This window comes from Bacteroidota bacterium (assembly GCA_023957335.1).
Lineage (GTDB): Bacteria > Bacteroidota > Bacteroidia > NS11-12g > UBA955 > JALOAG01.
This window is the reverse complement of record JAMLHC010000004.1, coordinates 70992-97340: the sequence shown is the minus strand read 5'-3', so window position 1 is coordinate 97340 and position 26349 is coordinate 70992. Positions and strand designations below refer to the sequence as shown.

23 protein-coding genes are annotated in these 26349 nt (G+C 37.2%); 8 read left to right on the top strand and 15 right to left on the bottom strand.

Annotation, left to right across the window (positions count from 1 at the left end; translation table 11 throughout):
• Positions 1–57: 57 nt before the first annotated feature.
• Positions 58–2910 (bottom strand): excinuclease ABC subunit UvrA, encoded by a 2853-nt coding sequence (gene uvrA, locus M9892_08650; protein ID MCO5254417.1) that lies wholly within the window; start codon positions 2908–2910, stop codon positions 58–60.
• 155 nt (positions 2911–3065) lie between these two features.
• Here uvrA and M9892_08645 point away from each other — a divergent pair, with 155 nt between their 5' ends.
• Both M9892_08645 and M9892_08640 read left to right on the top strand, forming a co-directional pair.
• On the top strand, positions 3066–3650 hold the full coding sequence (locus tag M9892_08645; protein MCO5254416.1) for a sigma-70 family RNA polymerase sigma factor: 585 nt from the start codon (positions 3066–3068) through the stop codon (positions 3648–3650).
• Positions 3651–3743: 93 nt separating this feature from the next.
• The gene (locus tag M9892_08640) at positions 3744–3977 is read left to right on the top strand and encodes a hypothetical protein (protein MCO5254415.1); all 234 of its coding nucleotides are present in this window, start codon (positions 3744–3746) and stop codon (positions 3975–3977) included.
• Positions 3978–4241: 264 nt separating this feature from the next.
• Here M9892_08640 and M9892_08635 read toward each other — a convergent pair whose 3' ends face one another.
• The 7 genes from M9892_08635 to M9892_08605 all read right to left on the bottom strand — a co-directional run bounded on the left by M9892_08635 (position 4242) and on the right by M9892_08605 (position 13208).
• Entirely contained in the window at positions 4242–6302 is a 2061-nt protein-coding gene (locus M9892_08635) for a M4 family metallopeptidase (protein MCO5254414.1), read from the bottom strand.
• Positions 6303–6732: 430 nt separating this feature from the next.
• On the bottom strand, positions 6733–7815 hold the full coding sequence (corA, locus tag M9892_08630) for a magnesium/cobalt transporter CorA (GenBank protein MCO5254413.1): 1083 nt from the start codon (positions 7813–7815) through the stop codon (positions 6733–6735).
• 28 nt (positions 7816–7843) lie between these two features.
• The gene (locus tag M9892_08625; protein ID MCO5254412.1) at positions 7844–8005 is read right to left on the bottom strand and encodes a hypothetical protein; all 162 of its coding nucleotides are present in this window, start codon (positions 8003–8005) and stop codon (positions 7844–7846) included.
• A 97-nt stretch (positions 8006–8102) separates the two neighbouring features.
• Positions 8103–9176, bottom strand: coding sequence for an ABC transporter permease (locus tag M9892_08620; protein MCO5254411.1), 1074 nt, complete (start codon positions 9174–9176; stop codon positions 8103–8105).
• Between the two features lies 1 nt (position 9177).
• The gene (locus M9892_08615) at positions 9178–10632 is read right to left on the bottom strand and encodes an O-antigen ligase family protein (GenBank protein ID MCO5254410.1); all 1455 of its coding nucleotides are present in this window, start codon (positions 10630–10632) and stop codon (positions 9178–9180) included.
• Positions 10633–10637: 5 nt separating this feature from the next.
• Positions 10638–11705, bottom strand: coding sequence for a Wzz/FepE/Etk N-terminal domain-containing protein (locus M9892_08610; protein ID MCO5254409.1), 1068 nt, complete (start codon positions 11703–11705; stop codon positions 10638–10640).
• Between the two features lie 42 nt (positions 11706–11747).
• Positions 11748–13208, bottom strand: a complete 1461-nt coding sequence (locus tag M9892_08605; GenBank protein ID MCO5254408.1) for an oligosaccharide flippase family protein — start codon at positions 13206–13208, stop codon at positions 11748–11750.
• Positions 13209–13387: 179 nt separating this feature from the next.
• Here M9892_08605 and M9892_08600 point away from each other — a divergent pair, with 179 nt between their 5' ends.
• From M9892_08600 to M9892_08590, 3 genes are read left to right on the top strand one after another with little or no spacing between them, the layout of a single operon-like run.
• Positions 13388–14128, top strand: coding sequence for a pyridoxine 5'-phosphate synthase (locus M9892_08600; protein ID MCO5254407.1), 741 nt, complete (start codon positions 13388–13390; stop codon positions 14126–14128).
• The gene (locus M9892_08595; protein ID MCO5254406.1) at positions 14125–15111 is read left to right on the top strand and encodes a zinc dependent phospholipase C family protein; all 987 of its coding nucleotides are present in this window, start codon (positions 14125–14127) and stop codon (positions 15109–15111) included. The genes M9892_08600 and M9892_08595 overlap by 4 nt, the downstream gene beginning before the upstream one ends.
• Before the next feature lie 28 nt (positions 15112–15139).
• Positions 15140–16297 carry a DUF4836 family protein gene (locus M9892_08590; GenBank protein MCO5254405.1) on the top strand — a complete coding sequence of 386 codons (1158 nt, stop codon included), beginning with the start codon at positions 15140–15142 and terminating at the stop codon, positions 16295–16297.
• Between the two features lie 11 nt (positions 16298–16308).
• Here M9892_08590 and M9892_08585 read toward each other — a convergent pair whose 3' ends face one another.
• The 4 genes from M9892_08585 to M9892_08570 all read right to left on the bottom strand — a co-directional run bounded on the left by M9892_08585 (position 16309) and on the right by M9892_08570 (position 20321).
• The gene (locus M9892_08585; GenBank protein MCO5254404.1) at positions 16309–16983 is read right to left on the bottom strand and encodes a hypothetical protein; all 675 of its coding nucleotides are present in this window, start codon (positions 16981–16983) and stop codon (positions 16309–16311) included.
• A gap of 294 nt (positions 16984–17277) precedes the next feature.
• The gene (gene gcvT, locus M9892_08580) at positions 17278–18372 is read right to left on the bottom strand and encodes a glycine cleavage system aminomethyltransferase GcvT (GenBank protein ID MCO5254403.1); all 1095 of its coding nucleotides are present in this window, start codon (positions 18370–18372) and stop codon (positions 17278–17280) included.
• 25 nt (positions 18373–18397) lie between these two features.
• Positions 18398–19939 (bottom strand): ribonuclease Y, encoded by a 1542-nt coding sequence (rny, locus tag M9892_08575; protein MCO5254402.1) that lies wholly within the window; start codon positions 19937–19939, stop codon positions 18398–18400.
• Between the two features lie 67 nt (positions 19940–20006).
• A complete protein-coding gene (locus M9892_08570; GenBank protein ID MCO5254401.1) occupies positions 20007–20321 on the bottom strand; it encodes a cell division protein ZapA in 315 nt (104 codons plus the stop codon).
• 260 nt (positions 20322–20581) lie between these two features.
• On the opposite strand from M9892_08570, the gene M9892_08565 reads away from it, so the two are divergent.
• Positions 20582–20803 carry a DUF2795 domain-containing protein gene (locus tag M9892_08565; GenBank protein ID MCO5254400.1) on the top strand — a complete coding sequence of 74 codons (222 nt, stop codon included), beginning with the start codon at positions 20582–20584 and terminating at the stop codon, positions 20801–20803.
• Positions 20804–20887: 84 nt separating this feature from the next.
• Here the strand turns inward: M9892_08565 and M9892_08560 are convergent, their stop codons facing one another.
• The 3 genes from M9892_08560 to M9892_08550 form a co-directional block, all read right to left on the bottom strand.
• A complete protein-coding gene (locus tag M9892_08560; GenBank protein ID MCO5254399.1) occupies positions 20888–22084 on the bottom strand; it encodes a hypothetical protein in 1197 nt (398 codons plus the stop codon).
• Positions 22085–22292: 208 nt separating this feature from the next.
• Positions 22293–23477, bottom strand: coding sequence for a GTPase HflX (gene hflX / locus M9892_08555; protein MCO5254398.1), 1185 nt, complete (start codon positions 23475–23477; stop codon positions 22293–22295).
• Positions 23478–23557: 80 nt separating this feature from the next.
• On the bottom strand, positions 23558–23923 hold the full coding sequence (locus M9892_08550) for a CoA-binding protein (protein MCO5254397.1): 366 nt from the start codon (positions 23921–23923) through the stop codon (positions 23558–23560).
• Positions 23924–24381: 458 nt separating this feature from the next.
• Here M9892_08550 and M9892_08545 point away from each other — a divergent pair, with 458 nt between their 5' ends.
• Entirely contained in the window at positions 24382–24768 is a 387-nt protein-coding gene (locus tag M9892_08545) for a hypothetical protein (GenBank protein MCO5254396.1), read from the top strand.
• A gap of 347 nt (positions 24769–25115) precedes the next feature.
• Positions 25116–26231, top strand: coding sequence for a hypothetical protein (locus M9892_08540; GenBank protein ID MCO5254395.1), 1116 nt, complete (start codon positions 25116–25118; stop codon positions 26229–26231).
• Positions 26232–26349: the final 118 nt, after the last annotated feature.

Below are 26349 nucleotides of genomic sequence, written 5' to 3'. Positions count from 1 at the left end.
GCTTTGTGCCTTATTTCGTGAGTGCGAAGTTAGGGTATTATTTTCATTAGGCTTTATTTACATAGAAGCTTTCATGCTTTTCATAGTTTTAGACAAATATTTTCCTGTATAGGATGCTTGGCAGCTAATCAATGCTTCGGGAGTGCCGGCAAAAATGAGTTTGCCTCCCAAGTCACCGCCCTCCGGACCCAAATCAATGACGTAATCAGCAGATTTGATTACATCCATATTGTGTTCTATTACAATGACAGAATGTCCTTTGTCTATCAGCGCATTGAGAGAGTCGAGCAGTTTGGCAATATCATGAAAATGTAAACCTGTTGTAGGTTCGTCAAAAATGAACATAATGGGGTCATGACTATGTCCTTTGCCCAAGAATGAAGCGAGTTTAACCCTTTGTGCTTCACCGCCACTCAGGGTGTTAGAAGATTGTCCGAGTTTAATATATCCCAAACCTACTTTTTGTAAGGGCAATAATCTTTCAGAAATGATTTTGTTGTCCTCAAAGAAAATCAGGGCTTCATCTACTGTCAAATCCAACACCTGCGCCACATTCTTGCCTTTGACTTCAACTTCGAGAACTTCATCCTTAAAGCGTGAACCATTGCAAAACTCGCATGGTAGGATGATATCCGCCATAAATTGCATTTCAATGGTTTGTACACCATCACCTTTGCAGTGTTCGCATCTGCCGCCTTCTACATTGAAAGAAAAGAAAGCAGGTTTATATCTTCTGGCTTTAGAAACACTTTGTTCTGAGAACAAATCTCTAATTGCATCCCAAGCTTTTACATAGGTAACGGGGTTGCTGCGTGAAGATCGCCCCAAGGGATTTTGGTCTATCAATTCGACATTTTTGATTAACTCTGTTTTGCCGGTCAGCTCAGAAAACTTGCCTGTTTTGATGCCGGCATAAAGACCCAGTTTCTTTTGTAATGCAGGATATAAAATCTTTTTTATCAATGTAGTTTTTCCGCTTCCGCTGACACCTGTTACTACAGTGAGGGTTTCCAACGGAAAAGCAACATCAATATCTTTGAGGTTATTTTCCCGAGCGCCTTTTATGGTAATCATGTTTACCGGTTTTCTTCTGTGAGAAGGAATAGGCGTAGTTATTTTTCCGGTGAGATAATCTGCTGTGAGCGAGTTTTTTGCATGAACCAAATCTTTGTAACCACCTGCAAATACAACCTCTCCGCCATGAACCCCCGCACGAGGACCAATGTCAATGATGTAATCTGCTGCTCTCATCATTTCTTCTTCATGTTCGACTACAATAACCGTGTTTCCTTTTTGTTGCAAATCTTTTAAAACTTCTATTAATTGCAATGTGTCACGCGGATGAAGTCCAATACTGGGTTCGTCCAAAACATAGATAGAGCCGGACAAAGAGCTGCCCAATGAGGTGGCAAGTCTTACTCTTTGTGACTCTCCACCGCTCAATGTGTTTGACATTCTGTGCAGGGTAAGATAACCTAATCCTGTTTTATACAAGAACTCAAGTCTATTTCTGATTTCTGTGATGACTCTTTCAACAGATTTATTCTGCACTCCCTCAAATTCTACATTTTTGAAAAATGAATATGCCTTTTCAACCGGAAGTAAAAGGATGTCCATTAGGGAGACTTGGATAGGCAAATCCTCAAACTTTTGCTTAGGTACAAGTTTTACGTATGTAGCCTCTTTTCGTAGTTTAGTTCCTTTGCATTCAGGACAGATTGTTCTACCCCTATACCGTGATAACATAACCCGATACTGAATTTTGTATGATTTTTCTTCCAGATGCGCAAAAAAATCCAAAATACCCTTGTTTTTTTTGTTGCCGTTCCACAGATAGTCTTTTTGTTCTTGTGTGAGGTCTTTGTAAGCTCTATGAATGGGAAAGTTGTCCAAAACAGCTTGCTTGATAAAATGCTCTTTCCAAGTACTCATCACTTCACCTTTCCAGGGTACAACACAATTGTCATACACAGATAATGACACGTCTGCAATGACCAAATCGGGGTCAATATCATTGATTTCGCCCAAACCTTCACACCTTTGGCAAGCGCCCGCAGGATTGTTAAAACTCATGTTATTCAAATCGGGCTCCATAAAGGTTAAACCATCTTTTTCTAAAATATCAGCAAAAGATTGAATTTTTGATGTTCCATCCTCATTCTCAATTAATAGTGAGCATTTGCCCGCCCCTTCCCAAAATGCATTTTCCACTGAATCAAAAAAACGAGTCCTCATTTCGTCATCGTCTTCTTGGTAGTTAAGTCTGTCGATAATGATATAATAACCGGCAAGGCTTTCGATATGTTTATCCTCTATTTTATCTAAGCGAACTATACCTTCTTTTTGATGATAAAGCCTGATCATTCCTCTTTGAACGACAGAAGCAATCTCTTTTTTTACATTAATATCAACTTTGTTCCATGATTTTGGTTTAGCCAAAATGGTAACAGATGTGTTGGGTTTAAGTTTTTCAACAAAATTCCATACATCTTCCGGTCTTTGTCTTTTTACTCTTTCACCGGAAACAGGGCTGTAAATATCGCCCAATCGGGTAAAAAGGAGTTTTAGATAATCATAAATTTCTGTTGCAGTGGCAACTGTGGAGCGCGGGTTACGAGTAATAATTTTTTGTTCAATGGCAATTGCCGGTGCAAGCCCGTCAATGGAATCTACCTCCGGTTTGGGCATTCTGCCCATAAATTGTCGTGCATAAGACGATAGACTTTCAACATATCTGCGTTGTCCTTCAGCAAAGATGGTGTCAAAAACCAAGGATGTTTTACCCGAACCGGATACGCCCGTAACCACGGTAAAAGAACCATGTGGAATTTCTGCCGAAATAGACTTTAAATTATGCTGCCTTGCACCTTTGATTATCAATGCATTATATTTTTCTATTTTTTTATTCATAAAAAATTTTCAACAAAAAATTTGGTGAAACCAAACCAATGATTTAATTTAGTCGGCTCAATTAATGTATAAGTCTATAAGAAGAACCTCTACAAAAGCCAAATTAATCAACTGCTTACACCAAATTTTCGCCCTGCAAAATAGGAGGTTTTATTATGAATAGACAACAAATTTCAGACAGAGATTTAATTCGCAATTTTATTGCCGGCAATGAAGCTTGTATGGAAATGCTCGTTAAGCGTTATAAATCGAAGCTTTACACTACAATCTATCTTGTTGTACAAGATACATATATTGCCGAGGACATCTTTCAAGAAACCTTTATTAAGGTTATCAGAACTTTCAAGTCCGGTAAGTATGAAGAGAATGACAAGTTTAAACAGTGGATTATGCGCATCGCTCGCAACCTCGCGATTGATTATTACCGCAAAGTTAAGAAAATGCCAAAAATCACGCGTGATGACGGCAGTGATGTTTTTGAAACACTTAATTTTTTTGAATCCAATATTGAAGATAGGATTGTTCAAAATGAGCGCGAAAGAGTAATCAGACGTTTTGTAAAAGAATTACCGGAAGAACAAAAGGAAGTGCTTATTCTCAGACACTATGGAGATTTAAGTTTTAAAGAGATTTCTGAGTTAACCGGTATTAGTATTAATACTGCTTTGGGAAGAATGCGTTATGCGCTTATTAATCTTCGAAAAATGATTAATACACACGCTCCTGACCTTAATAATTAAGGGTTAACATTACTCTTTATTTTATTTTAAATCTGTGCAATAAAACGTAAAACGTTTTCGTTCTGAAAATGTTTATGTATTAAAACTGACGCTATGGATTCAAAAATTACTCAAGAAGATTTAATAAGATTCGTTTATCAAGAGACCACACAAGAAGAGAATTTGCGTATTCTGCACACTCTTGAATCAGACAAAGAATTACGAGATGAACTTTCAGAATTGCTCAATACCATTGAATTGCTCAATGAGTTAAAATATGAGCCAAATGAGACAATCCTGAAAATTCTCAATGAAGAAGCAAACTCTTCTTCACTCGAAATGTCTTAACAAACAATCGTTGACGACAATCGTGTTTCTCGACTCATCCAAATGAGCTGAAAGAGTTTTTATTGGATTATTATTTTAAAGTCGCAGCTCATTTAATGTCTCTTGTATGTTAAACATTCTGTTAATAGATATTTAAAAAGTAGATAAAGGAGTCATTGGCAAAATTTGTACTCAAACAGAATTAGAAATAACTAAAAGAGGTGGCAGATGCCACCTCTTTTAGTTAAATTCATATATGAAAGACTGAGAGTTTACAATCTCATTTTAAATCTTCAGGAATTTGAGTGTATATTGTTTGCCCTCTATCTTTATGATAACATAATAGACGCCCGGTTTGAAGTCTTGGATGTTAACTTGATAAGAGAGGTCATTTCCGGTGATTTCAAATTGAGATATTGTCGCACCTTGGATGTTGTTAATAATGACGCTTTTACTTGAATTCAACAACGGATATTGTAATACTGCAAAATTGAGTGTTAAAATATCATAAGCAGGGTTAGGATATAGGTCTATTGCATTATCTTCCATTGTGGTATTGTCAATACTATTAGTTAGCGGTGTATTAGGTATGATTATACTATCTTTAATACGCCAGCAAGGATTTCCACCTTCAGTCGGAACTAAGCAATTACATTGGTTGCCAACATTACAAGCCGCCCATGCAGCACAGGTCTGCAAGTATTCATGAGAGCATTTGCCAAATAGCTCAATAGCTGCGGCAACCCAAGCTTCCCTATTCTCTTTGAAACCAAAACTGGGTGCCGTTTTTGCGGTTACAATTACATTATTAACTATTTGTGCGGCTTTGTCAATACCAATACCCTGAACAGTAATACCTAATTGATTGCCCCCCATTGCCAAAAGATAAAAGCAGTGATTCTGAACGGATGCATTATGATGTACTTCATTATTTAAATCATGTTCATACCAATACCCAAATTCCTGATAATAGTTTGGATAATTGGGTCGTTGCGGAGTATAAGTAAGTGGGTGTGGAGGATTTGCCTTTGGGTTTTGAAAATTTCTTGCACGCAAAGCAGTAGCATCTTCACCCACAGTCCAATTACGTACTGTGCCAAAAACATACCTTTCTGTCAAAAAACCAAATATATCACAATAGCTTTCATTAAGCGAACCTCCTTCTCCTTTATTACCCAAATTACAAGTGCTTTTAACAACACCATGAGCAAACTCATGACCAATGATATCAGGGGTTGCAGCGAGCCCTTTATCCATTCTTCCAACTATAATAAGATCGATGTCTGGAAAAGCTTCACTGTTGTATTCTGCGCTTGTACAATATTTAGAATCGGCATATACTCTAATAGGTTTATTTTTGTTATCAGTTCCCTTGCGCTTCCAGACAGTTCTCCAATAATCGGCAGAGACCGTAGCAGCCCAATGCGAAGCAGTAGCAGCCCATTGATAATTGTTCCATTGATCATTGTCTTTATATACTAATTGCTTAGTCTTCCAATACTTGGAATTTAATTCTCTTCGTGAGTCTCTTGTTTTAATACTGATATTATCATCTGCTTCAAGGTAATGGGTACTGATGGCGCCACCAATCCATTTTGTGTCAATGTATCGACTACCGTAGTAAATGTGATTAAAATAGCCTTCAAATTTTGTTTCTTGTTCTTTGATAATACTGCCGTCAGTTGCGTCCACATAAATATATTTTTGAACTGGCGGAGAGTCAATGGCATATATACAAAACTTCCATGCGAGTTTATAGTTTTCGGGACTGATGCTATCGCCTATATGCGCCCATAGTAGTGTTCCACTTGGGTAGTAGGTCGCACCCAACATATCAGAATCATTAGCAAGATAATATTCGACCGAATCATCTTGCCATGCATACAATCTCTCAGGTCCCATAAAATTGATGGCTTTTTGTAACGCAGAATCTTCTGAAATAACAATATTGACAGGTTTGTCTAAACCTTCAAGCAAAAATCCATTAGAGAGCCATACATAATTATTGACAGAATGTTCTACAAATTGAACATCTTCCACTAAGTAGCCTTTATTGTATTGGTAATATTTTGTATGTAATACAACGGTAAAAGAATCCTTCCAAGACTCTATTTCAACCATAGTATCATTATCGCCTAATCCCGTAGCCGACTTATAATCAGTAAACAATGTATATCTTTGGAGTGTGTCGCACAACCAATACAGAAAACCGTCCTTCATATCTGAGCTTCTGGCAGCAATCACCTGATTGTTTAAATCGTAAAGCCGAGGATTACCTTGCGATTGGAGTTTGCCTCCCATGAGAATGAGAGCAAATAGGGTAAATAGTAATTTTAAGTGTTTCATAATTGTTATTTATTTAGTTAATAGTTTTGCTCTTAATAAGTTATTGCTCTCTTGTTCTATTTTCATCTGACTATCAGCAGTTTTAAGTATTACTCTCCAAATATCTCAAGTAATATGAATGACATTTTGAGATATAGAAACTTACGCTGCAATGCTTCAGATCCATTAATCATGAAATCCTTTGCAAATACTTGAACAATTAAGCAAGAACAAAGTTGTTATATAAAAACAAACGATTGATAGTAAACAAATACACAACTGTTCATTTTCAATATGAATGAAATGTTCTGCCGGTCAGGCTAGAAAATCAATCTTTAAACTTATGTAAATTATTTATATGTAGTAAATTAGAATAACTTATATAGAAGTTCGTGTCCCTTAATCCATCTCAGAGCCACATTTTTCCATATTCAAAAGTGTATAAAAAATACTACAACCACTTTCTTCTTTTGAAGAAAATCAGCATTCCGAGTACAATCAGAATCATGATAAGCCATACGCCATAATAGCCATTATGCCAAGTAAGTTCAGGCATATTGTTGAAGTTCATGCCATATACTCCAACAATGAACGTGAGAGGAATGAAGATAGTAGAAATAATGGTCAGTAATTGCATGATTTTGTTCATTTTAATGCTTAATCCTGACAGATAAATATCACGTAGTCCGCTGTTGAGTTCTCGGTAGTTTTCCAGTAAGTCAATAATTCTGATGACATGGTCGTAAGCATCTGTCCAAAATCTCTGAGTCTCAACCAATATCAATTTTGAATTGCTTCTTTGAATCTGACTGATGGCTTCACGAAGCGGAAAAACGTTGCGTCTGAATGTCAATAGCTCTGTTTTCATTGTGTGGATTCTTTCCAGATTTTTATCATTTGCCTCATCAAAAAGAGAGTCTTCTAAGTCCACAATTCTATCGCCTAAGTTTTCAATGAATACAAAATAATGGTCAACAATAAGGTCTGCCAATGCATACAAAAGGAAGTCCGATTTATATGAACGCACTCCACTTCTGGTTTTTCTCAGTCTTTCATAAATAGGTTCGAAGATGTCGGTAGGCTTTTCCAGAAAAGATATGATGAAGTTGTCTCCCATCACAAGTGTTACTTGTTCCCCTTCTAAATTTAGTTCTGTGTTTTCGGAATTATAGAGTCTTAAAGTGAGCGAAATTCGATTTTCAAAATCATCAAACTTGGGTCTTTGGTCTGTATTGATTATATCTTCCAACAAAAGCGGATGAAGGTTAAAAACTTTTCCGATTTCCTTAAGAAGTTCTATATTGTTTAAACCGGTAACATTCAGCCAAAAGAATTTATCTTTTGATTTTTGAGGAAGTTCGGCTAAGGATTGAATGTGTTTTTCTTCAACAAAATCTTGATTGTAGAGGAAATAACCGAGTTTAGATTCGGTTTGTGCATCTTCGCTTTGACGAATTAAGGTTCCCGGAGGCAAGCCGGGTTTTCTTTTGCGGGTTTTCTTAATGGACTTATGTCTGATTACACGCTTGCGCATAAATGATTTTTAGACAAAGTCACAAAAACTAAATCCAATCCATTCCCAAAGCAAAGCATGTTACTGTGGAGGGCAATGCCATCCAAAAAACTTCGGGAAGGAACATCAAGAGTAAAACCAAAACTGAGAGTGATGCAAGAAATAATACCCAATAAATTCCTTTGCTTTTTGCTGTTTTTTCCGCTGACATAATGATACGTTTTATGAACTGCGAATTAAAAGGTTTTTTTTAATTGCATGCGGATATTTCTATTTTGATTTTATAAGTATTAAATATCGACTTGGTTTCACCGGTTCAGCACGTCTCTTAAGGCAATACCAATAAAATTGAGCGCAACCACCAGCATCATAATAGCAAAACCCGGAACAAGTGCCAAATAGGCTTTGCCCAAAAGGATGAATCCGTAATAATCATTAATCATAATTCCCCAACTCGGTGTGGGCGGTTTGACACCCAAACCCAAAAAACTCAAACCCGCTTCCAGTAAAATGGCTGAAGCAAAGTTGGCAGCGCATATCACAATCACAGAGCCGGCAACATTGGGTAATATGTGTCTGAATAGAATACTAAAATCCTTGACTCCCAATAATTTGGCTGCTTTTATATACTCTTTTTCTTTGATACTCATCACTTCTCCACGTACCACCCTTGTGAGCTCGACCCAACTGCTCAATCCAATGGCTACAAAAATTTGCCAGAAACCTTTGCCCAAAGCGAAACTAATAGCAAGCACTAATAATAATGTTGGTAGAGACCACAACACGCTTGCAAACCACATAATGACTTTATCAACCCATCTTCCATAATAGCCGGCCAATAAACCCAATGAAACACCCATCACGAGCGAAATCAAAACTGCAATCAGTCCCACTGAAAATGAAATACGTGCGCCTAATAAAAGACGGCTGAATACATCTCTGCCATAATTGTCTGAGCCGAGATAGAACGTAAAGGGTTGATGAAAAGACTTTGAATCAGTGTTTATCAAACCATCGGCAACCGGAAAAGAAGCAGCATCCGGTTTGTCAAACCATAAAAAAAATGAATCTGATTTTACTTCTCTGCGATTATAGACTTTGTAATTGGCAGATTGAGGGTTGCCGGATAGTAATTTTGAAAAAAATGATGTCTTCTGATCCTGTGTTTGAGAAGGTTTATAAAGCATGACTTTGCTCATAGGTGTAAGAAAAGCAGCATGCAGGTTGATTCTATTGGCAAGTGGAGAATTATCGGGTGTGATAATATAACCGAGCAGGGCGATGATTAAACAGAGTGATACCCATATAATACCAAATAACCCAAGTCGATGGGAGAGTAGCTGTCTGAAAATACTCTTGTTATTTTGTTCCTGACTTGACATACTATTGGGGTTTGGGATTAGCCTCGTATTTTGTGTGATATAAATCCAAAGCGGTCAAAATGGCAAGGAAACTCCACAATGGAACGCTAATTTTATCGTATTCGGAATAATTGTTAATCAGCCCGTGGATGTAGTATGTAAACAAGCCCATGGTAATTGCAATCGCCAAAATTCTAATCCAATCTTTTTGTGCTTTTTGGTAAAGTTTCATACCAATATACAGCGATGACAGGAATAACCCCAATACGAGAATGGCGCCTATGTATCCCATTTCTGACAAAGCCATAAAATATTCGCTATGTGCATTTCCGAGTGTGCCGGCATTGGTGCTGATAACTGTTAAATCTTCCGGTCGTTGATAAGGTGCATATTGAAAAGTGTAGGTATAGGGTCCAAAGCCAAAAATAGGTTTGTCTTTGACCATTGCGATTGCGCATTTCCAACGGTTAATTCTTTCGAGATTAGATGGGTCGGTAGAGATATTGGAAACCGATTTCATGTTATCTTCAATGTTCTCTGCGGAATCTTGTTTATTGCGCGACAATTCATCCAAAATAGAGTTCTGATTCCATAAAATAAAGCCAATAGAAATTACCACTCCAAACAGCATTTGTTTGAATGTCATTTTGTAATGCACTAATACTGCAAACCCAAGCATAGCAACAATACTCATCCAGGTCGCCCGTGTGTAAGAAAACAAAATTCCCATTAAGAAAATAATGCACAGAATGCCCAAAATTATCCTACCCCAAATAGAAATATTAAACTTCTTGCCAAACACAGAAAATGCAAACAAAATTGGAGTAAACATGGCTAAGAAAGCTGCATAACTGCCATGGTCGCTAAAAAACGGACGCATGATGGTGTAGGAATGTATTCTTACAAATCCTTCTCCTGCATGGCGTATCAAGGTATAACAAACCATGATGGTTCCTCCTGCTATCATGGCATATAGAAGTTGTTTTATCACTCGTTGACTGGTCAGATGAGGTGCCAAAAAGAGTAGAAAAATTGCAATGAACCACAATTTTGCAGTAAATGACTTGATGGAAACAAAAAGCATGGTACTTGTCAGGCTTGTGATAAAATACCAAGTAAGATAAAGGAGCGCTATGAGGATAATAGGGTGTTTGATTAATTTCAGATTCAGTTCTCCTTTGATCCAAAATCGGAAGAAGAGCAAACCAAAAAAAAGTATCATCATGGGTTCGGTAGGTAGTGCCAAACCCAGTCCGTCACCAATATCATTAAATTGAATAGACAAAGGGACCAATCCCGCTATTAATATGGTAAATGCAATAGGATAAGCAAAAGCCAACCAAATGACAATTAAAACGAGTGGAAAAACAGAAATCTCAGGAAAGCCGAATATAAACCCTACTACCGGAATCAGTCCCATCATCGAACCGATTGTTACAAGCCAAATAGGGTTGATATTTGATCGGAGTTTTTCCAATAGTGTTAGGAAACCTGAGTGTGAACCTTTTCTTTTTTATTGTTGCGTACCTTTTCAACAAATGCAAAAACAATAGTAGAGCCGGTCAAGGCAACCATCAAACTTATCACCACAATGAGCCAGCGTACGGGATAAGATTTTTTCTCAGCAGGAGTTGCGTCACTCACTCTGAACTGGTTGGTCATGGTTTCATCTACATCTACTTTGGCACGGTCTAACTTAGCTTTGATATCACTGAGTTTTTCCTCCTCTAATTTGATTTTTTCTACAATAGAAAGATACATCCCTCCGAATTCAACCAATTTAGATTGTCTGTCCAAAAGGTCATCGACCACTTTTTGTCCGGTTTTCATCTTACTATCTCCTTTTAAAGCTCCACCACCCGCTATAATTAAAGCTTCTTGGATAGATTTGGATTGTTCTTCATAGTTTACCACCCCTTGATGACCAAGCTCCTGCATCTGTTTGTGCAGTCCGTCAATCATGGTTTGTTTTTCCTGATACGCTTTTTCAATGATATGCAAAGCCGGAACTGCACGCTCAAGATTAATTTGAGAGCGAATGGTGTCATATAGGTTTGCCATTACTGTAGCTATGTTGGCAGCCATTTGAGGGTTTTCATCAAGTACATCAATACGAATGGACAAATAGCGAGTTCTGCTCACTTTGATATTCGCATCCAATTCTTTCTCAAGTTTGGTATAAGGGTATTTGTCTTTGGATGGGTCAATCTTATAATGTTTCATCAAATCAAAATGTGAAACCAGCTTGTCGCGCAATTTACTGGATTGCAAAATCTGCAAAGCTTTTTCGGCTTCTTCTTCGGCTCCAAACTCGAGGGCATCTTGTGCTCTTTCACCTCTCTCAGGTAATAATGATTTTGAAATTGAGTTTGTTGTCGCAGGATAAAAAACAACGGTTGACTCAAATTTTGGTGTGATAAAAGCAGGGCTTGAAAAAATAGCTGCCATGACAATTGTGATAATCGAAATGATAATCAGGGGTTTTTTCCAACGCCAAATGAAATCAATGATTTCGCTTAATGTAAGTATATTATTTTCTTTATTACTCATATTCAAGGTTTGAAAAGCAGAACGCGAAAATAGTTTTTATATTTAGCCTCTTCTTAAAATTTTTAGTTGTGTAAAATTGAATAGTTTAAATACCAAAACAAGCACAGCAGTAGTAAATAGAGTTCCAATACTGAACCACATTAAAGTGGCGTGCAGCACATTGTCTAACACCCAACCGACCAACCAAATCAACACACCTACCAATAATAATTTTCCGATTAACTTAAGATTGGCAGCATCCGGTTTTGGAAAAAATTTCTTGGCAAGTATCAATGAAAAAATCATTACTGAAGTCTGGGTAATAAATACTGCCTTGGCAGCACCTAATGCACCTTGTTCAGGCACCAATACAAAGCAAGCAACTGTTAGAATCAGTAGTGCAGTTGAGGTTGCATAAATTAAATTTTTGATATAGTTGCCGGCAGTAAGCAAAGAGCCTAACACCAAAGAAATAGACATAGGAAGGTAAGATATCATCAACCACGTAAATACAGAAGAAGAACGCAAAGTTTCATTGATACTATCCGTTGAATAAAGCACATCCATGATTTCAACACCCTTCTGCAGTGCAAGCACCACCAACCACATTCCCGGTATCAATACAAATTTTAAGACTAATTTTAAGATAGAACTGAAATCTTCTTTACGGGCTAATTGTCGGGAGAATATGGGCAGTAACATTCCTGTAAACAACATAGCATACATTCCGGCTGCATCCAAAAAGCGATAGCTATGAGCATAGATACCGGCTTCATAATTAGCGTTGTGAGGATACAGATGGCTTATAAAAATTACATCTAAACGGGTATAAAAGTTCATAATGAGTGTCAATATAGCAAAAGGCAGGTTAGCTAAAAACAAGGATTTGAATTTAGAAAAATCCGGTAATGCAATGGTAACAATAGCCTTCTTTTGGATGCAGACTCCTATCACAAACAATAAGCCAATGGAAAGTGCGGCTGTTTGAAACAACACAAACTCTTTCAGACCGAAGTATTGTTGTAAACTACCGGAAAACAAGAATATTCCGCAACCTATACCGGCTAATGTTCTATCTAAAACAGAAACAACGGCTTCAATTCGGAATAAATGTAATCCTGCCAGTGGAGTTCTAAAAAATAGAATCCAAGAGTTTAAGACTTGATTCAACCCGATTGCAAGCAACCAAAATGTGCCCAATCCATTGAGCAACCCTGCTTGCCACACAAAAACCATATATATAAAACTCAACAATAACTTTATCCATAACAAACCCGGTGTGCCTGTTTGCAAAAACCCTCTGTTCTCAGCAATCTTTCGGGTCTGGTAATTATGCATGCCAATATCCAGCAACACAATAAACAAAAAAGTAAAGTTGAAGTGTATCAAGTATTTACCATACACCTCCAACCCCAAATGGTTTTGAACCTCTCTGTCAATTAGGAATATCCACAAGGGCTTGACCAACCAATTTAGGCTCTGAAAAAATATGGAATCTCTTAGAAAATGTCTATGCGCTGACATTGCAGACAAAAGTCCGATTTATTGCTTGAATAACAAATTTTTTGAGCATTAAATTCTTAAGAGCCTTTTGTCCAATGCTTTTTCAAGACTTATAATACGGATAATGTCTGCACCAAGCTTTCCGGCAAAGTTTGGAGTGATTGTAACCTTAAGGTTTTATAATTTAGCTTTGCAATCCTATGACAAATCACACCAAACTCAGTGTAAACATCAATAAAATTGCGCTTATCCGCAACAGTAGAGGAACTAACAACCCTCATCTGATAACTGTTGCACAAGATTGTGAACGATTCGGAGCACAAGGAATAACGGTGCACCCTCGCCCCGATCAACGACATGTGAGATATGATGACTTGGAACCGCTTTCTAAAATTGTTACAACTGAGTTTAATATTGAAGGAAATCCAACAAAAGAGTTTACCCGAAAGGTGTTAGAAATAAGACCTGCACAGGTTACTCTCGTACCGGATGCAGAAAACCAGTTGACCAGCGATCACGGTTGGGACACCGTAAAAGACAAAAGCAGATTAAGGGATTTGATTGCTCCATACAAAGAAGCGGGAATCAGGGTGTCTATCTTTCTGAATGCAGAACCTAAACTGATAGAAGCTGCTCAACAAACAGGAACAGATAGAATTGAACTATACACCGGTCCTTATGCTTGGGGATATCATCAAAACAGGGAGAAAGCCATTTTGCCCTATATTGAAGTTGCAAAAGCTGCGCAACAAGTTGGGCTTGGACTCAATGCAGGACATGACCTCGATTTAAAAAATCTACATTATTTCTATTCCAATATTCCGGGATTGCTTGAAGTGAGTATAGGTCATGCACTTATTTGTGATGCTCTTTATCTTGGTTTGGAAAATACAATCAAATTATATCTGAACCGATTAAATCCGACTTTTGAATTGAAATGAGGACAAGCAAGGCAAGAATATTGATTTTGCTTGGGTTGTTATTGTTGTCCACCCAAACTTTTGCATGGGGATTCTATGCACATAAGAAAATCAATGAACTTGCAGTCTTCGCGCTCCCTCCTGAAATCTTTGGACTCTATAAGCTGAACCTCTCATTTTTGTCTGACCATGCACCCGACCCTGATAGCAGACGCTATGCCGTACCGGAAGAAGGCGCACGTCACTTTTTAGATGCAGACCGATATGAAGGTGCTTTGCCGTTTGATACTATCCCTCGTCAGTGGGAAGAAGCAGTAATGAAGTACAGCGAAGACACACTCCAAAAACATGGTATTGTTCCGTGGCATTTGGAGTTGATGATAAAGCGCCTTACCTATGCTTTTAAAGAAAAAGACCTATATAAAATCTTTCGCTATTCAGCAGACATTGGACATTATGTAGGCGATTTGAATGTTCCGCTACATACAACAGCTAATTACAATGGGCAATTTACTAATCAGCATGGGATTCATGCACTTTGGGAAAGTCGTTTGCCAGAGTTGTTTGCATCGGGTTATGATTTTATGATAGGAAAGGCAGCTTATGTTGAAAATATTAATACGCACATTTGGCAACACTTAGAATATAGCCATTCTTTGGTGGATAGCGTGTTGAATGTTGAAAGGAGAATATCAACGCAATTTAGCGAAGAGAAGAAATATAGTTTTGAACAAAGAGGCTCAAGCACTGTGAAGGTTTACTCACAGGAGTTTAGCAAAGCATATCACAAAGAGTTAGGTGCCATGGTGGAAGACCAGATGAGACGGGCTGTAAAAATGCTTGCAGACCTTTGGTTTACTGCATGGGTTAATGCAGGCCAACCGGACTTTAAAGGTACTCAGCAGCAAATACAATGGAGTGAACAAGACAAAAAAGAAATGCAGGAGATTGATAAAAAAGTTAGGGAAGGTATAATTTTAGGTCGCCCGGAACCAAACGAGTAATGAGTATTTTTCAATTTATCTTTGCGCCATGCTTAAGATTGCTAAAAGGCTGATTGCACTTGTGATTGTGATGATACTAGGAGTGTTGGTATTTATTTGGTATCGCTCTTCTCAACCGCCTGCTCTGCTGGGACTTATTCCAAAAGACATTCAAAAAGCAGGATTTATTGATGTGCGCAATGTGTTAAAAAAGGCATATTCCGCTGGAGCAACTGATTTGCACGAGTTACCTTATCCTGCGGTATTAATGGACTTATTTTCTTTTGTAGAAAACCCCAAAGAACCGGGTATAAACTTATTTAGCGAGTTGGTGTGGTTTCAACACAATGAAGGATATAGTTGTTTGTTTGTCCGCCTTGCCAATGTAGATAAATGGAGTGATTTTCTTACACAACATAGAGACAAAATTCATTGTCAAGCAATAGAGCAAACTGACGATATCAGCTACACACGCTTGCAAAACTATAATGCAGTGTTGGCGTGGCGTGGCAAACACTTAGCCTTGTTGTTTGATGACACAAGCGCAGAACAGCTCTCATATTCACAAGCTGAACAAGTGTTGAAACCCAATGCATATAATTCCATACTTGACCGTGTGTATGAAAAAACTGCTCCCGATCTTGTCTATTATGATTTGAAAAAAAATCAATCACTTGCTTTGAAATTATTACCGGGCAAGGTGCGATATGAGTGGAATGAATACTTACAAGCTCAAAAAACTTTCAAACCTTTTTCAAATGCTAAGTTGAATGAAAACAAGGAGTCTGATACTTCGGTGATTGTGCTAAGTGCCCATTTTCTAAAACAACCTGCAAATGCGGCTCTATTACCCTCAATAAACCTACCTGACAAGTTGAATAGCTTGGGTTTTTATTATCCAACACATTCAGCAAGTGCTCGCACACAAATAGTTCCTTATACCAACAGCCCTGAAATATTATCCGAGTTTAATATTGATGAAAAAGGCTTTCTCTTTCTGTTTGATTTAAAAGAGTTGAATATTCAAGCAAAACAAATTGTACCTGCAATCAGAAAGGTCTCAGAGTTCCAAAGATTTGTAATGATTGCCAATCAAACCAATCAAACCAAACAAGTGATAGGAACGTGTTATTTTTCTGCCAAAGACAAACTGCCTTTCAGAGAAGTAACTAAATTTATTCTGGAAAGTAGTTTGTTAAAAAACTAAAAAAAGAGGTATTAAATCTTAATTCCCAAAGTAAGTCCCGCTCTTAGGTTGATGGACTTTCTGAAGGGTAACATAAATGTATGTACTTCATTCGCATTTTTGATATTGGTAGGTGTGAATCCGCCTCCAAAAAAGAAATCCATACTAAAAATATCATAAAATCTGGTTCTGTAACCTAACACTGTGCCCATGCTAACAGCATCCGATATATGGTTAATAGGTGTAGTAGTATAAACACCGGTCATATTATTATATGTTTCTTGCTCTCCTTTTAGTGTGATATGCTTGTAAACTCCATATATGCCTAAGAAGAAATTGTCAGGAGCTGAAAAATCACGACTGTAAAAACGATACTGTAACTCTGATCTAAATCCTTCCATACTGTTGTAAAAAAATGATTCACTCCCAAAAGTATTGTATGAATTGGCACTATTACTCATAAAATAACCGGCAGAAATTCTTAACGTATTGTTTGGTTTGGTCAAAATCTCAGTTCCAAGCTCAAAACCACTCAAAACAAAGGAAAGTGGATAAAAGACTAATTCTTGCTTAACGGGTTTTAATTCGTTTGAAGTAACGGTTTTTGAAAATACACTTTTAGTGAGAGGACTTATCTCGTAAGCATGTGCATTGTGTGCAATAAATAAACTTGTTACAAGAGCGGTGATTACAAATCTAATTTTCATAATATAATTATTTTAGTGGTTTTGATTCGGGATATTAATGTGCGAATATCAATCAAAATCTCATAACTTGGTAAAAATTAATTTGAATAACAAAAATACCTAATCTTTGGGTTGAAAGGTATAGAGTTTTGATAGTTGTGACTACTGTGATTGAATGTAGCCGTAAGCGTTAAACAATTTAACGTGAATTGACAATCGGAACTTAACAATTGAAGACGCTTATTATTGGCATATCTGCACAATAAATTTGTGTTTATAATTCTCTCCCTTTCTTTAGCTCATGTTATCAATCCTTTATAGAAAAGGAATCTTAACTACCTGAGCCTTGATAAGTTTACCTCTAATATCCACAAAAATCTCACTGCCTACAGCAGAATAAGCCTTCTTGACATAACCCAAACCAATGGCTTTGCCCAGAGAAGGAGATTGAGTTCCTGACGTAACCCTGCCGATTTCTTCATTGTTGGCATTTTTTATCAAATAGTCATGACGCGGAATACCTTTGTCAATCATTTCAAAGCCTACTAATTTTTCATTTATACCTTCGGTTTTGAGTTTCTCGTGATAGGCTTTATGCACAAAGTCTTTGTTGAATTTGGTAATCCATCCCAAACCAGCCTCAATAGGCGAAGTTGTGTCATTAATATCATTTCCATACAAGCAAAAGCCTTTTTCTAAACGTAAGGTGTCTCTGGCTCCCAAGCCGCAAGGCAGGATTCCAAATTCTTTTCCGGCTTCAAACACAGCATCCCATAGTATTTTGACATCTTGATTTTGAACATAAAGCTCAAAGCCACCTGCTCCGGTATATCCTGTGCAACTGATTAATACATTGTCAATTCCGGCAACTTTTCCATATACAAAACTGTAATAAGGAATTTCAGCCAAATTCACATCAGTTAATTTCTGAACCACTGTTGCAGCGTTTGGACCTTGAATGGCAAGTAAACTTGTCTGTTCAGAAATGTCCAGCATTTCTGCTCCAAATTTGTTGTGGTTTTTTATCCAGTTCCAATCCTTTTCCATGTTGGATGCATTGACAACCAGTAAATACACTTTTGGGTTGATGCGATAAATCAACAAATCATCTACGATTCCACCTTGTTCATTGGGCAGACAACTATATTGTATTTTGCCATCTTCCAACTTTGACACATCGTTGGATGTAACCCATTGGAGCAGGTCAATAGCTTTGTCTCCGCTGATTACAAACTCACCCATGTGGCTGACGTCAAACACTCCCACACTGTTTCTGACTGCGTTGTGCTCCTGAATAAGGTTGCTGTATTGTAAAGGCATTGAATAACCCGCAAAAGGCACCATTTTAGCACCCAATGCAATGTGCACTTCGTTGAGTGCAACTGACTTTAATGCATTTGTTTCTGACATTTTGTTTGATATGGTTTAGTAAATATTATTTAGCGTAGTTCACAGCACGTCTTTCTCTGATAACCGTGATTTTTATTTGGCCGGGGTAAATCATTTCTTTCATGATTTTCTGGCTTATTTCGAATGAAAGTTCATCTGCTTGCTGGTCAGAAACTTTTTCACTTTCTACCATTACTCTTAACTCCCTGCCGGCTTGAATAGCAAATGCTTTTTCAACACCATCAAAACTGATAGCGAGATTTTCGAGGTCTTTGAGTCTCTTGATATAAGATTCTGTGTCTTCTCTGCGTGCGCCAGGTCTGGAACCTGAAATAGCATCGCAAGCTTGAATGACGGGAGCAATCATGCAGGTCATTTCAATCTCATCGTGGTGAGCACCAATGGCGTTGCATACATCAGGATGCTCTCCGAATTTTTCGGCTAATTTCATACCCAACAAAGCGTGCGGTGTTTCGGCATCGTCTTCCGGAACTTTGCCTATGTCGTGTAAAAGACCTGCTCGTTTGGCAAGTTTAACATTCAATCCCATTTCGGCAGCCATTGTTGCACAAAGGTTTGCTACCTCACGTGAGTGTTTCAAAAGATTTTGACCATAAGAAGAGCGATATCTCATTCTTCCCACCATACGTACTAGTTCAGGATGTAAACCGCTGATTCCAAGATCTACAACCGTTCTTTGTCCAATTTCAATTACCTCCTGTTCAATGTCTTTGCGAGTTTTTTCTACAACCTCTTCTATTCTTGCAGGGTGCATCCTTCCGTCTGCTACTAATCTGTGCAAAGCCAGACGTGCAATCTCTCTGCGGATAGGGTCAAATCCGGACAATATAACCGCTTCCGGGGTGTCGTCCACAATGATTTCAATTCCTGTTGCAGCCTCAAGTGCACGGATATTTCTACCTTCTCTGCCTATAATTCTACCTTTTACTTCGTCATTTTCGAGGTTAAAGACTGTGATGGTATTTTCGATGGCTTGTTCGGCAGCGGTTCGCTGAATCGTTTGCAGCACAATCCGCTTGGCTTCTTTGCTCGCATTGAGTTTAGCTTCTTCTACAATGATACGACTTTGTGCAATAGCGTCTGTGTGTGCTTCTGCTTTTACCGCTTCAAGCATTTGGGCTTTTGCATCGTTAATGCTAAGTCCCGCAATAGTCTCCAGCTGTTTTAGTTGGGTCTTTCTTAGCTTCTCAATTTCTTGATTTTTAACCTTAACAGCTTCAATCTGCTCTTCGAGTTCGGCTTTGGTGCGATTTACTTCTTCTTCTTTGCGATTGTTGTTACCGATTTTGGAGTCTAATGATTGTTCTTTCTGTTTCAAACGGTTTTCATTTTGAGCGATTTCCTGATTTCTCTTGGATACTTCTCTGTCGTGTTCTGATTTGAGTTGTAGAAATTTTTCTTTGGCTTCTAAAATTCTTTGTTGTTTGATTGATTCTCCTTTGTTTTTGGCTTCTTCCAGAATCTTGTCAGATTCTTTTTGGGTGGCTTTTTTTAACACATTTTGCGCTACAAAATAGCCACCGACCAAACCGACAACTATTCCTACCACGATTAATAATACTTCCATTTCTTTTTCTTTTTATATTTTATAAATGAGAAAAGAAGTCTTAAAACTAAATGCTTTTAGGATAAATTCAAAGTGCTTTTTCTAACAGAGAAATTTCAGAGGAAAGTTGGTTTAACAATTGTTCAACTTCTTGGTCTGTCTTATTTTCTCCTTGGACTGCATACATTTGTTTCAGATATAAAGTGGCATATTCCAAAGCCACAACCGAAATTGAATCTTGATTGTCTCGGACAGAAATAGTATTGATAACGTTATTTACTTTTTCTGATATCTCTTTAGCAGCTTTGCGCACAATCGCTTCGTCTTTGCTGTCAACGGTTAGAGGATACGTGCGGTCAGCTATCTGAACTTTTATTTTGATATTTCCTAAGTGATTCGCCATTTGGCTTTTAAACTTATTTTCTATGTCTGCAAAAGTAATTAAAAAATGCTATGCTTAGTTACAAGAAAAATGGAAGTTATTGAGTCGATAAACAGCCGGTCAATCGCTGTTGTAGAAACATTAAAAAGAATTTGTGGTGATATTTATTTGATTTGAATTACATGTATTCTTGAAAATGTGTTTAACCTGATGAAAAAACAGGACTTTTTTTTCTGAATTATTTTATTACTTTTGCGAAACCAAAAACGAGGGATAAAATTATGTATTGGACATTAGAATTGGTTTCATATTTAGATGATGCGCCATGGCCTGCTACCAAGGATGAGTTGATTGACTACACAATTCGTTCAGGAGCTCCTTTAGAAGTTGTTGAGAACCTGCAAGAACTTGAGGATGATGGCGAACCGTATGAAAGTATTGAAGAAATATGGAGTGATTACCCCACTCAAGATGATTATTTCTTTAATGAAGATGAACTGTAATCAGTTTACAGTTAAGTCATTTATGCAGCAAAGCATTGCGCGACATCGCGCCACTATTGAACTTTGATTTTAATTAAGACCAAATCAGATAGATAAAAATCGCTGGGTTTCAGAAGTTATATTTTCTATCATGGTTTCAACCCATAAACCTTCAGTGTGGTTTTCTTCTGCAATCAGTTCGGAATCACTTGATTTTTCAGCTTTCAGCACTATATCCAAATTATTGAATTGACTGAATTTGCAAGGTTTAGAATTTGCAGAAATATTGACAACCCATTCCATTGAATTGTCTTGTAATTTTGTTAAGAATGATTCAGATTCGAGAAGTTCTGCCAAAAGTAAACTGCCATCTTTCTTCATATCTTCTTTTCTCAAACCACCATGCAAACACAGGGTTTTGAGTAAAGCATGATTTTTAGAAAATCCGTTTTCGTAAATCTTATTTGGCAATACGAATGCTTTGTCAACCAGGTAGTTAATTCTGATTTTTGATTCAATATTGAGTGTGTCAAACTTTGCTTGCTTTCTAAAGAAGGCAATCAAATTTTTGGTATTACCTTCTACGAGTTTGAGGGCTGTTTCAATAAAGATTTCTCGGGTAATTTCTTCAAAACCGGTAACAGGTGTGCGTTTTCCTGAATATGTTCTTTCTTTATGAGTTTTTGTATGATTATATGCTTCCCAAACTAATAGCGGAAAGTTGAACAGATTTTTCTCATTGCCCGGAAGACTGTATTCTGCAAATAAACAACCGTGTTTTTTCAAGCCTGACTTGCTTTCTGTCAGTTGTCGAAACACCAGAAATGACAGCCATAGTTTGTTTGCAATGTCTTGTTGTTCTTCTATTTTATTTTCAATATCCTTGATAAAAGTAGCGTCTTGCTCTTCAAGAAAGCAATCCAAATTGTTTTCTTGTGTAAGGGTAAATAGATTGAGTGTGGAGACTGTATCGCTTTTTTTGCCAAGATTCAAAAAGTCCACAAAGCTTGATTTCCGATTCTGATTGATAAATGTATTTAGATTGCTCAATAATGTTTCAAAAGACTGGCTTTCTCTGCTCACCGGCAGGGTTTCTTCTTGAGTAGTGCTAAAAGTATATTTCTGAAGACTTTCTCTTAGTCCCGGATTGTGCAATGCTATCAGAGATAGGATTTTCTTGCCACGCCTGAGTTCAACCCATTTTGTTTTCTCTTTTTCGCTCAGAGGTAGGTTTTCATACAATAGCTTTAGATAAGCAAATTGTTTGTTGAGTTCATTATGTATTTGTGATACTTGTGCCAAGTCTGACATAAAAAATTTCAGCTAGCGAAAGTAGTATGGATATGCGTCAATAGTTTCCACCCATACAGTGTAGTTGTGATGATTGTTATGTTTATAGTAATTAAGCGATAATCTAAAAATATATTACTCCCTCAAAAACAATAAGTTACAATTATTTTCAATGTATGATAAACCATACAGTCAGAGTTTTTGTATTGTAAAACTTGGCTTACAGAAAGGAGTAAATCAAGTTTTTCAGCTCTTCAATATTCTCTTTTTCGGTAGCAGAAATCAATACTATAGGTGTATTCTCCTTGGCAATCCAAGTTTTCTTAAGCATTTCCAAATCCATCGGTGGATCAAAATTCTTATCTCGATGAGTTTCATACTCTTGCAGAAATTTATCGACTTTGTTAAACACCAAGATTACGGGCTTATTTCCCATCCCAATTTCATGCAAAGTGTTTTTTACAATCTGAATATGCTCTGTCAATTGAGGGCTTGAAAAATCTGCGACATGAATCAGCACATCTGCTTCCATTGCTTCTGCCAGTGTAGATTTGAAGCTTTCTATAAGCAGGGTAGGGAGTTTGCGAATAAATCCAACTGTGTCAGATAACAAAAAAGTTGTACCCGGTTGGGTTTCATCGGGATTAGGCAGATATACTTTGCGAACAGTTGCATCTAATGTGGCAAAGAGTTTGTCCTCTGCCAAGAGTTTTTCACCTGACAATAGGTTCATAACAGTAGATTTGCCTGCATTGGTATAACCCACCAGCGCAAACCTCTTGAGATTAATCCGGTTTTTCCTTTGTGTGATTCCTTGCTTTTCAATTTCCTTAAGTTTAGCAGTGAGTCTGGTGATATTGTCCCTGATTACCCTTCGGTCAGTTTCAATCTCTTTTTCTCCGGGACCTCTCATCCCCACACCGCCTTTCTGTTTCTGCAAGTGAGTCCACATCCTTGTCAATCGCGGAAGAAGGTACTTGCACTGAGCCAACTCAACTTGCAGTTTGGATTGAGAGGTTTTGGCATTTCGCGCAAAAATATCAAGGATGAGTGCACTGCGGTCGATGATTTTGACATCTTGCAGCTCATCACCCAAGTTGCGAATCTGCGAAGGTGTTAATTCTTCATCAAAAACAATCATATCCGGTTCATGGATTTCTTTAAGAGTTCTGAGTTCTTCCAGTTTACCTTTGCCTAAAAAAGTTCTTGGGTCGGGATACTCGAGTCTTTGTTGAATTCTGCCTATTGTTTTGGCTCCGGCAGTGATTACCAATGATTCAAGTTCGTCCAAATAGTTGTCGCTATATTGTATTTTGTCTCCCAATCTGCTAGGGATTTTGTATGAAACCCCTACCAGTATTGCGGTCTCTTGCCTTATTGCAGTGGAAAATGTTTTAGTATTCAATGCTTAGAATGATGGGTGCAAAAGTCAGAAAAATATGCTTGATTTTCAGTTGAAATCATATTGCAAAATAATGTTCATGGTCAAAAAGCATTTGTGTGGAGCAGAACCAATGTGCAGGCTTCATCGGTTTGGATTCCGTTTGATGCCAATTTCTTTTCAAATTCAGGATTTTCAGTACCCGGATTAAAAATAATTCGCTCCGGCTTTAAATTAAGAATTTTATCGTAATAAGGTTCCTGGTTTTTGGGTGACAGATAAAGTGTTACAGTGTGTATAGACTCATGTTCGGGGAAATTGCGTTGGATTTGCACACCATTAATTTCTCCTTCTTGATTGCCGACAGCTACAATAGGTACATTGTGTTGTTGCAACAAGCGAACAGCCTTGTTAGAGTAGCGGTCTTCTTTTGTGCTGGCTCCCAACACCAAAGTTTTCTTTTCTTTCATGACACAAAGGTATGAAATTAATGGTGTGCATCATTATGGCAAACTCGGTGAGAATCGTTTAAATTGATTTTTAGTTTTATCTATTGTCACATAGCTGATTATGAATAGTTTAATTTTTAGCAATATGAATATCCATGCTTGTACCCATATTATATAGCTATCTCTGTTTATTAAGATGGTGTGTTTTGTTAGAGCCCTAAAATAACCTCTTGGGGAAAACTATAACATGCCATTTTTATTGAAAGTTATATTGGACAGATATGAATCTTTATATATGAAAAAACTCTAAGAGTACTCAAAGTGATAATACATAAAAAAAGGGAAAAGAAAACTTTAGGTAATAGATATATAGATAGACACAATTCATAGGTAACAAATCTAATTTAAAAATTAAACTTTGGATAAATAGGTTGTTATTTATATTTGCAGATTGTGTTCAAGCAAAATAGAGATATTAAATGAAGACTTTTATTTCAGACTTAATTCCCAAACTCCAAAGATATTCTCAAAAACTGGATAATCTCACTCTACTAACCGATCAACACTGGGTTGTTATAGATGATATTAGCAATAATAAAAATGTTTATATTTTTCGGACAAACAATGATTTGTTGATTTCTCAAAATGGTAAGGTAGAAAAAGTAAAATGGGAATATCTAGGCAACAATTCTTTACTTATTTCCAGCCGTGGTTGGTGTTGTCACCAAGCACTCCAAAAAAAGTTCCTCAAAGAACTTGTCCTTTATTTTTGGGTTGTGAAAAGCTATTTTAAGGCGTTTTACGAAACTTTCTTTTTCAGAAAGTGGGATTCATATTCTAAAATAAATCTAATTTTAAGTTCCTGAAATTGGATTTATTTGCATAGTATTGCGAAAGGATTAATGAGAAAATTGAGTTATTAGACAGACTGACGTTATCTCTGTTTATTAAGCTTAACGTATTGGAAAATGCTTTTGCCTTTGCAATAAGCATGGTGTTGTTTTGTTGAAATCCTCAAAATAAACCTTTTGGGAAAACATGTCATGCCCTTTTTATTGAAATTTATATTGGACAGGTGTAAGTGCTAATCAAAAACAAGATTTTTCTTCTTTTGCCAAAATATAAATAAAAATAATAATTTGTTTATTCGCAAAACAGTTTTCACATAGATTTGCAGCCGAAAATTATTGCACCATAGTAATAAATCAAAAGTATGAAAAGAAAAATCACGTTCACTACAGTAATTTGTGTTTTGTTTGCATTAACAAGCATAATTTCTGCTTGCAAAAAGGACAAAAAAGATGATAACAACAAACACAACAACACCGGCACAAAACCTTCTTGTGATACAACTGAGATTTTCAGGGATATCAATGAACCTACCACATGGAAAAGCGGCAAAGTATATGTGATAAGGAGTTGGATTGATGTGAATGCGCCTTTGACAATAGAAGAAGGAGCTATCATCAAATTTCAGAACTCAAAGTGCGGGATGGAAATATTAGCAAAAGTTACTGCAGAGGGATTAGAAAGTAAACCGATTATTTTCACCTCGTTCAAAGATGATGAGTATTGTGGAGATAATAACGGGGATTACAATGCTTCCAAACCGGAGAAAGGCGATTGGGGCGGTATCACAATGCGCGCAGAACAGCATGGCTCTTCATTTAAATTTTGCAAATTCTTGTATGGCGGAGGTAATGGAAACGGAGTGGTGAATGTATATTCCGGTTTAGGCAATGCGAACGATTTTACCTTTGACCATTGTACGTTTGCTCATAATGCTTTCAAAAACTCGTCTGCAAAAACGGATGCTGCATTTAATGGCAGTAATATGAAAAATGCTGATGTCAGTGTCTTGTTGTCCAATGTTTTTTATGATAACACTATCCCCATATATATTGCTGCTGAATACACTTTAGACCCAAGTAATTTGTTTCACAATCCGGATAATATAAGCCAGACAAATAAATATAATGGCATCTTTCTAAATCTTATGCCCAACGGTTTGAATGGTAAAGTAGTTGGATTTAGTGCAAAAGACGCACCTTATGTAATGGACGGGGTACTTCAGATAACAGGCAATGAAGTGATGGTAGTTGGACATAATATTAATTTCAAATTCACCAACAACAGTAGCATAATTGCTGAAAATAATAATCAGTTTGCGGCAGACCCTTCTTCTTCTTTTACTTCATATAAAGACGATACCCGTGGCGGAGACACCAATAGTGACGGTAGTACAAGCAATCCGGCTAAAAATGATTGGGAAGGAATTCAAGTAGGAGGTAATTGGTATTCTACCAATGTGTTTTATAGCAGGTACTAAGACAAATCTTATTTTCTGCTCATTTTAAAAAAACCTCACTCAAATCCTCACATTTGTTTCATGTGCCGATTGATTGTGTTCGGTGCTGATATCATTGAAAAATACAGAAATACTTTTG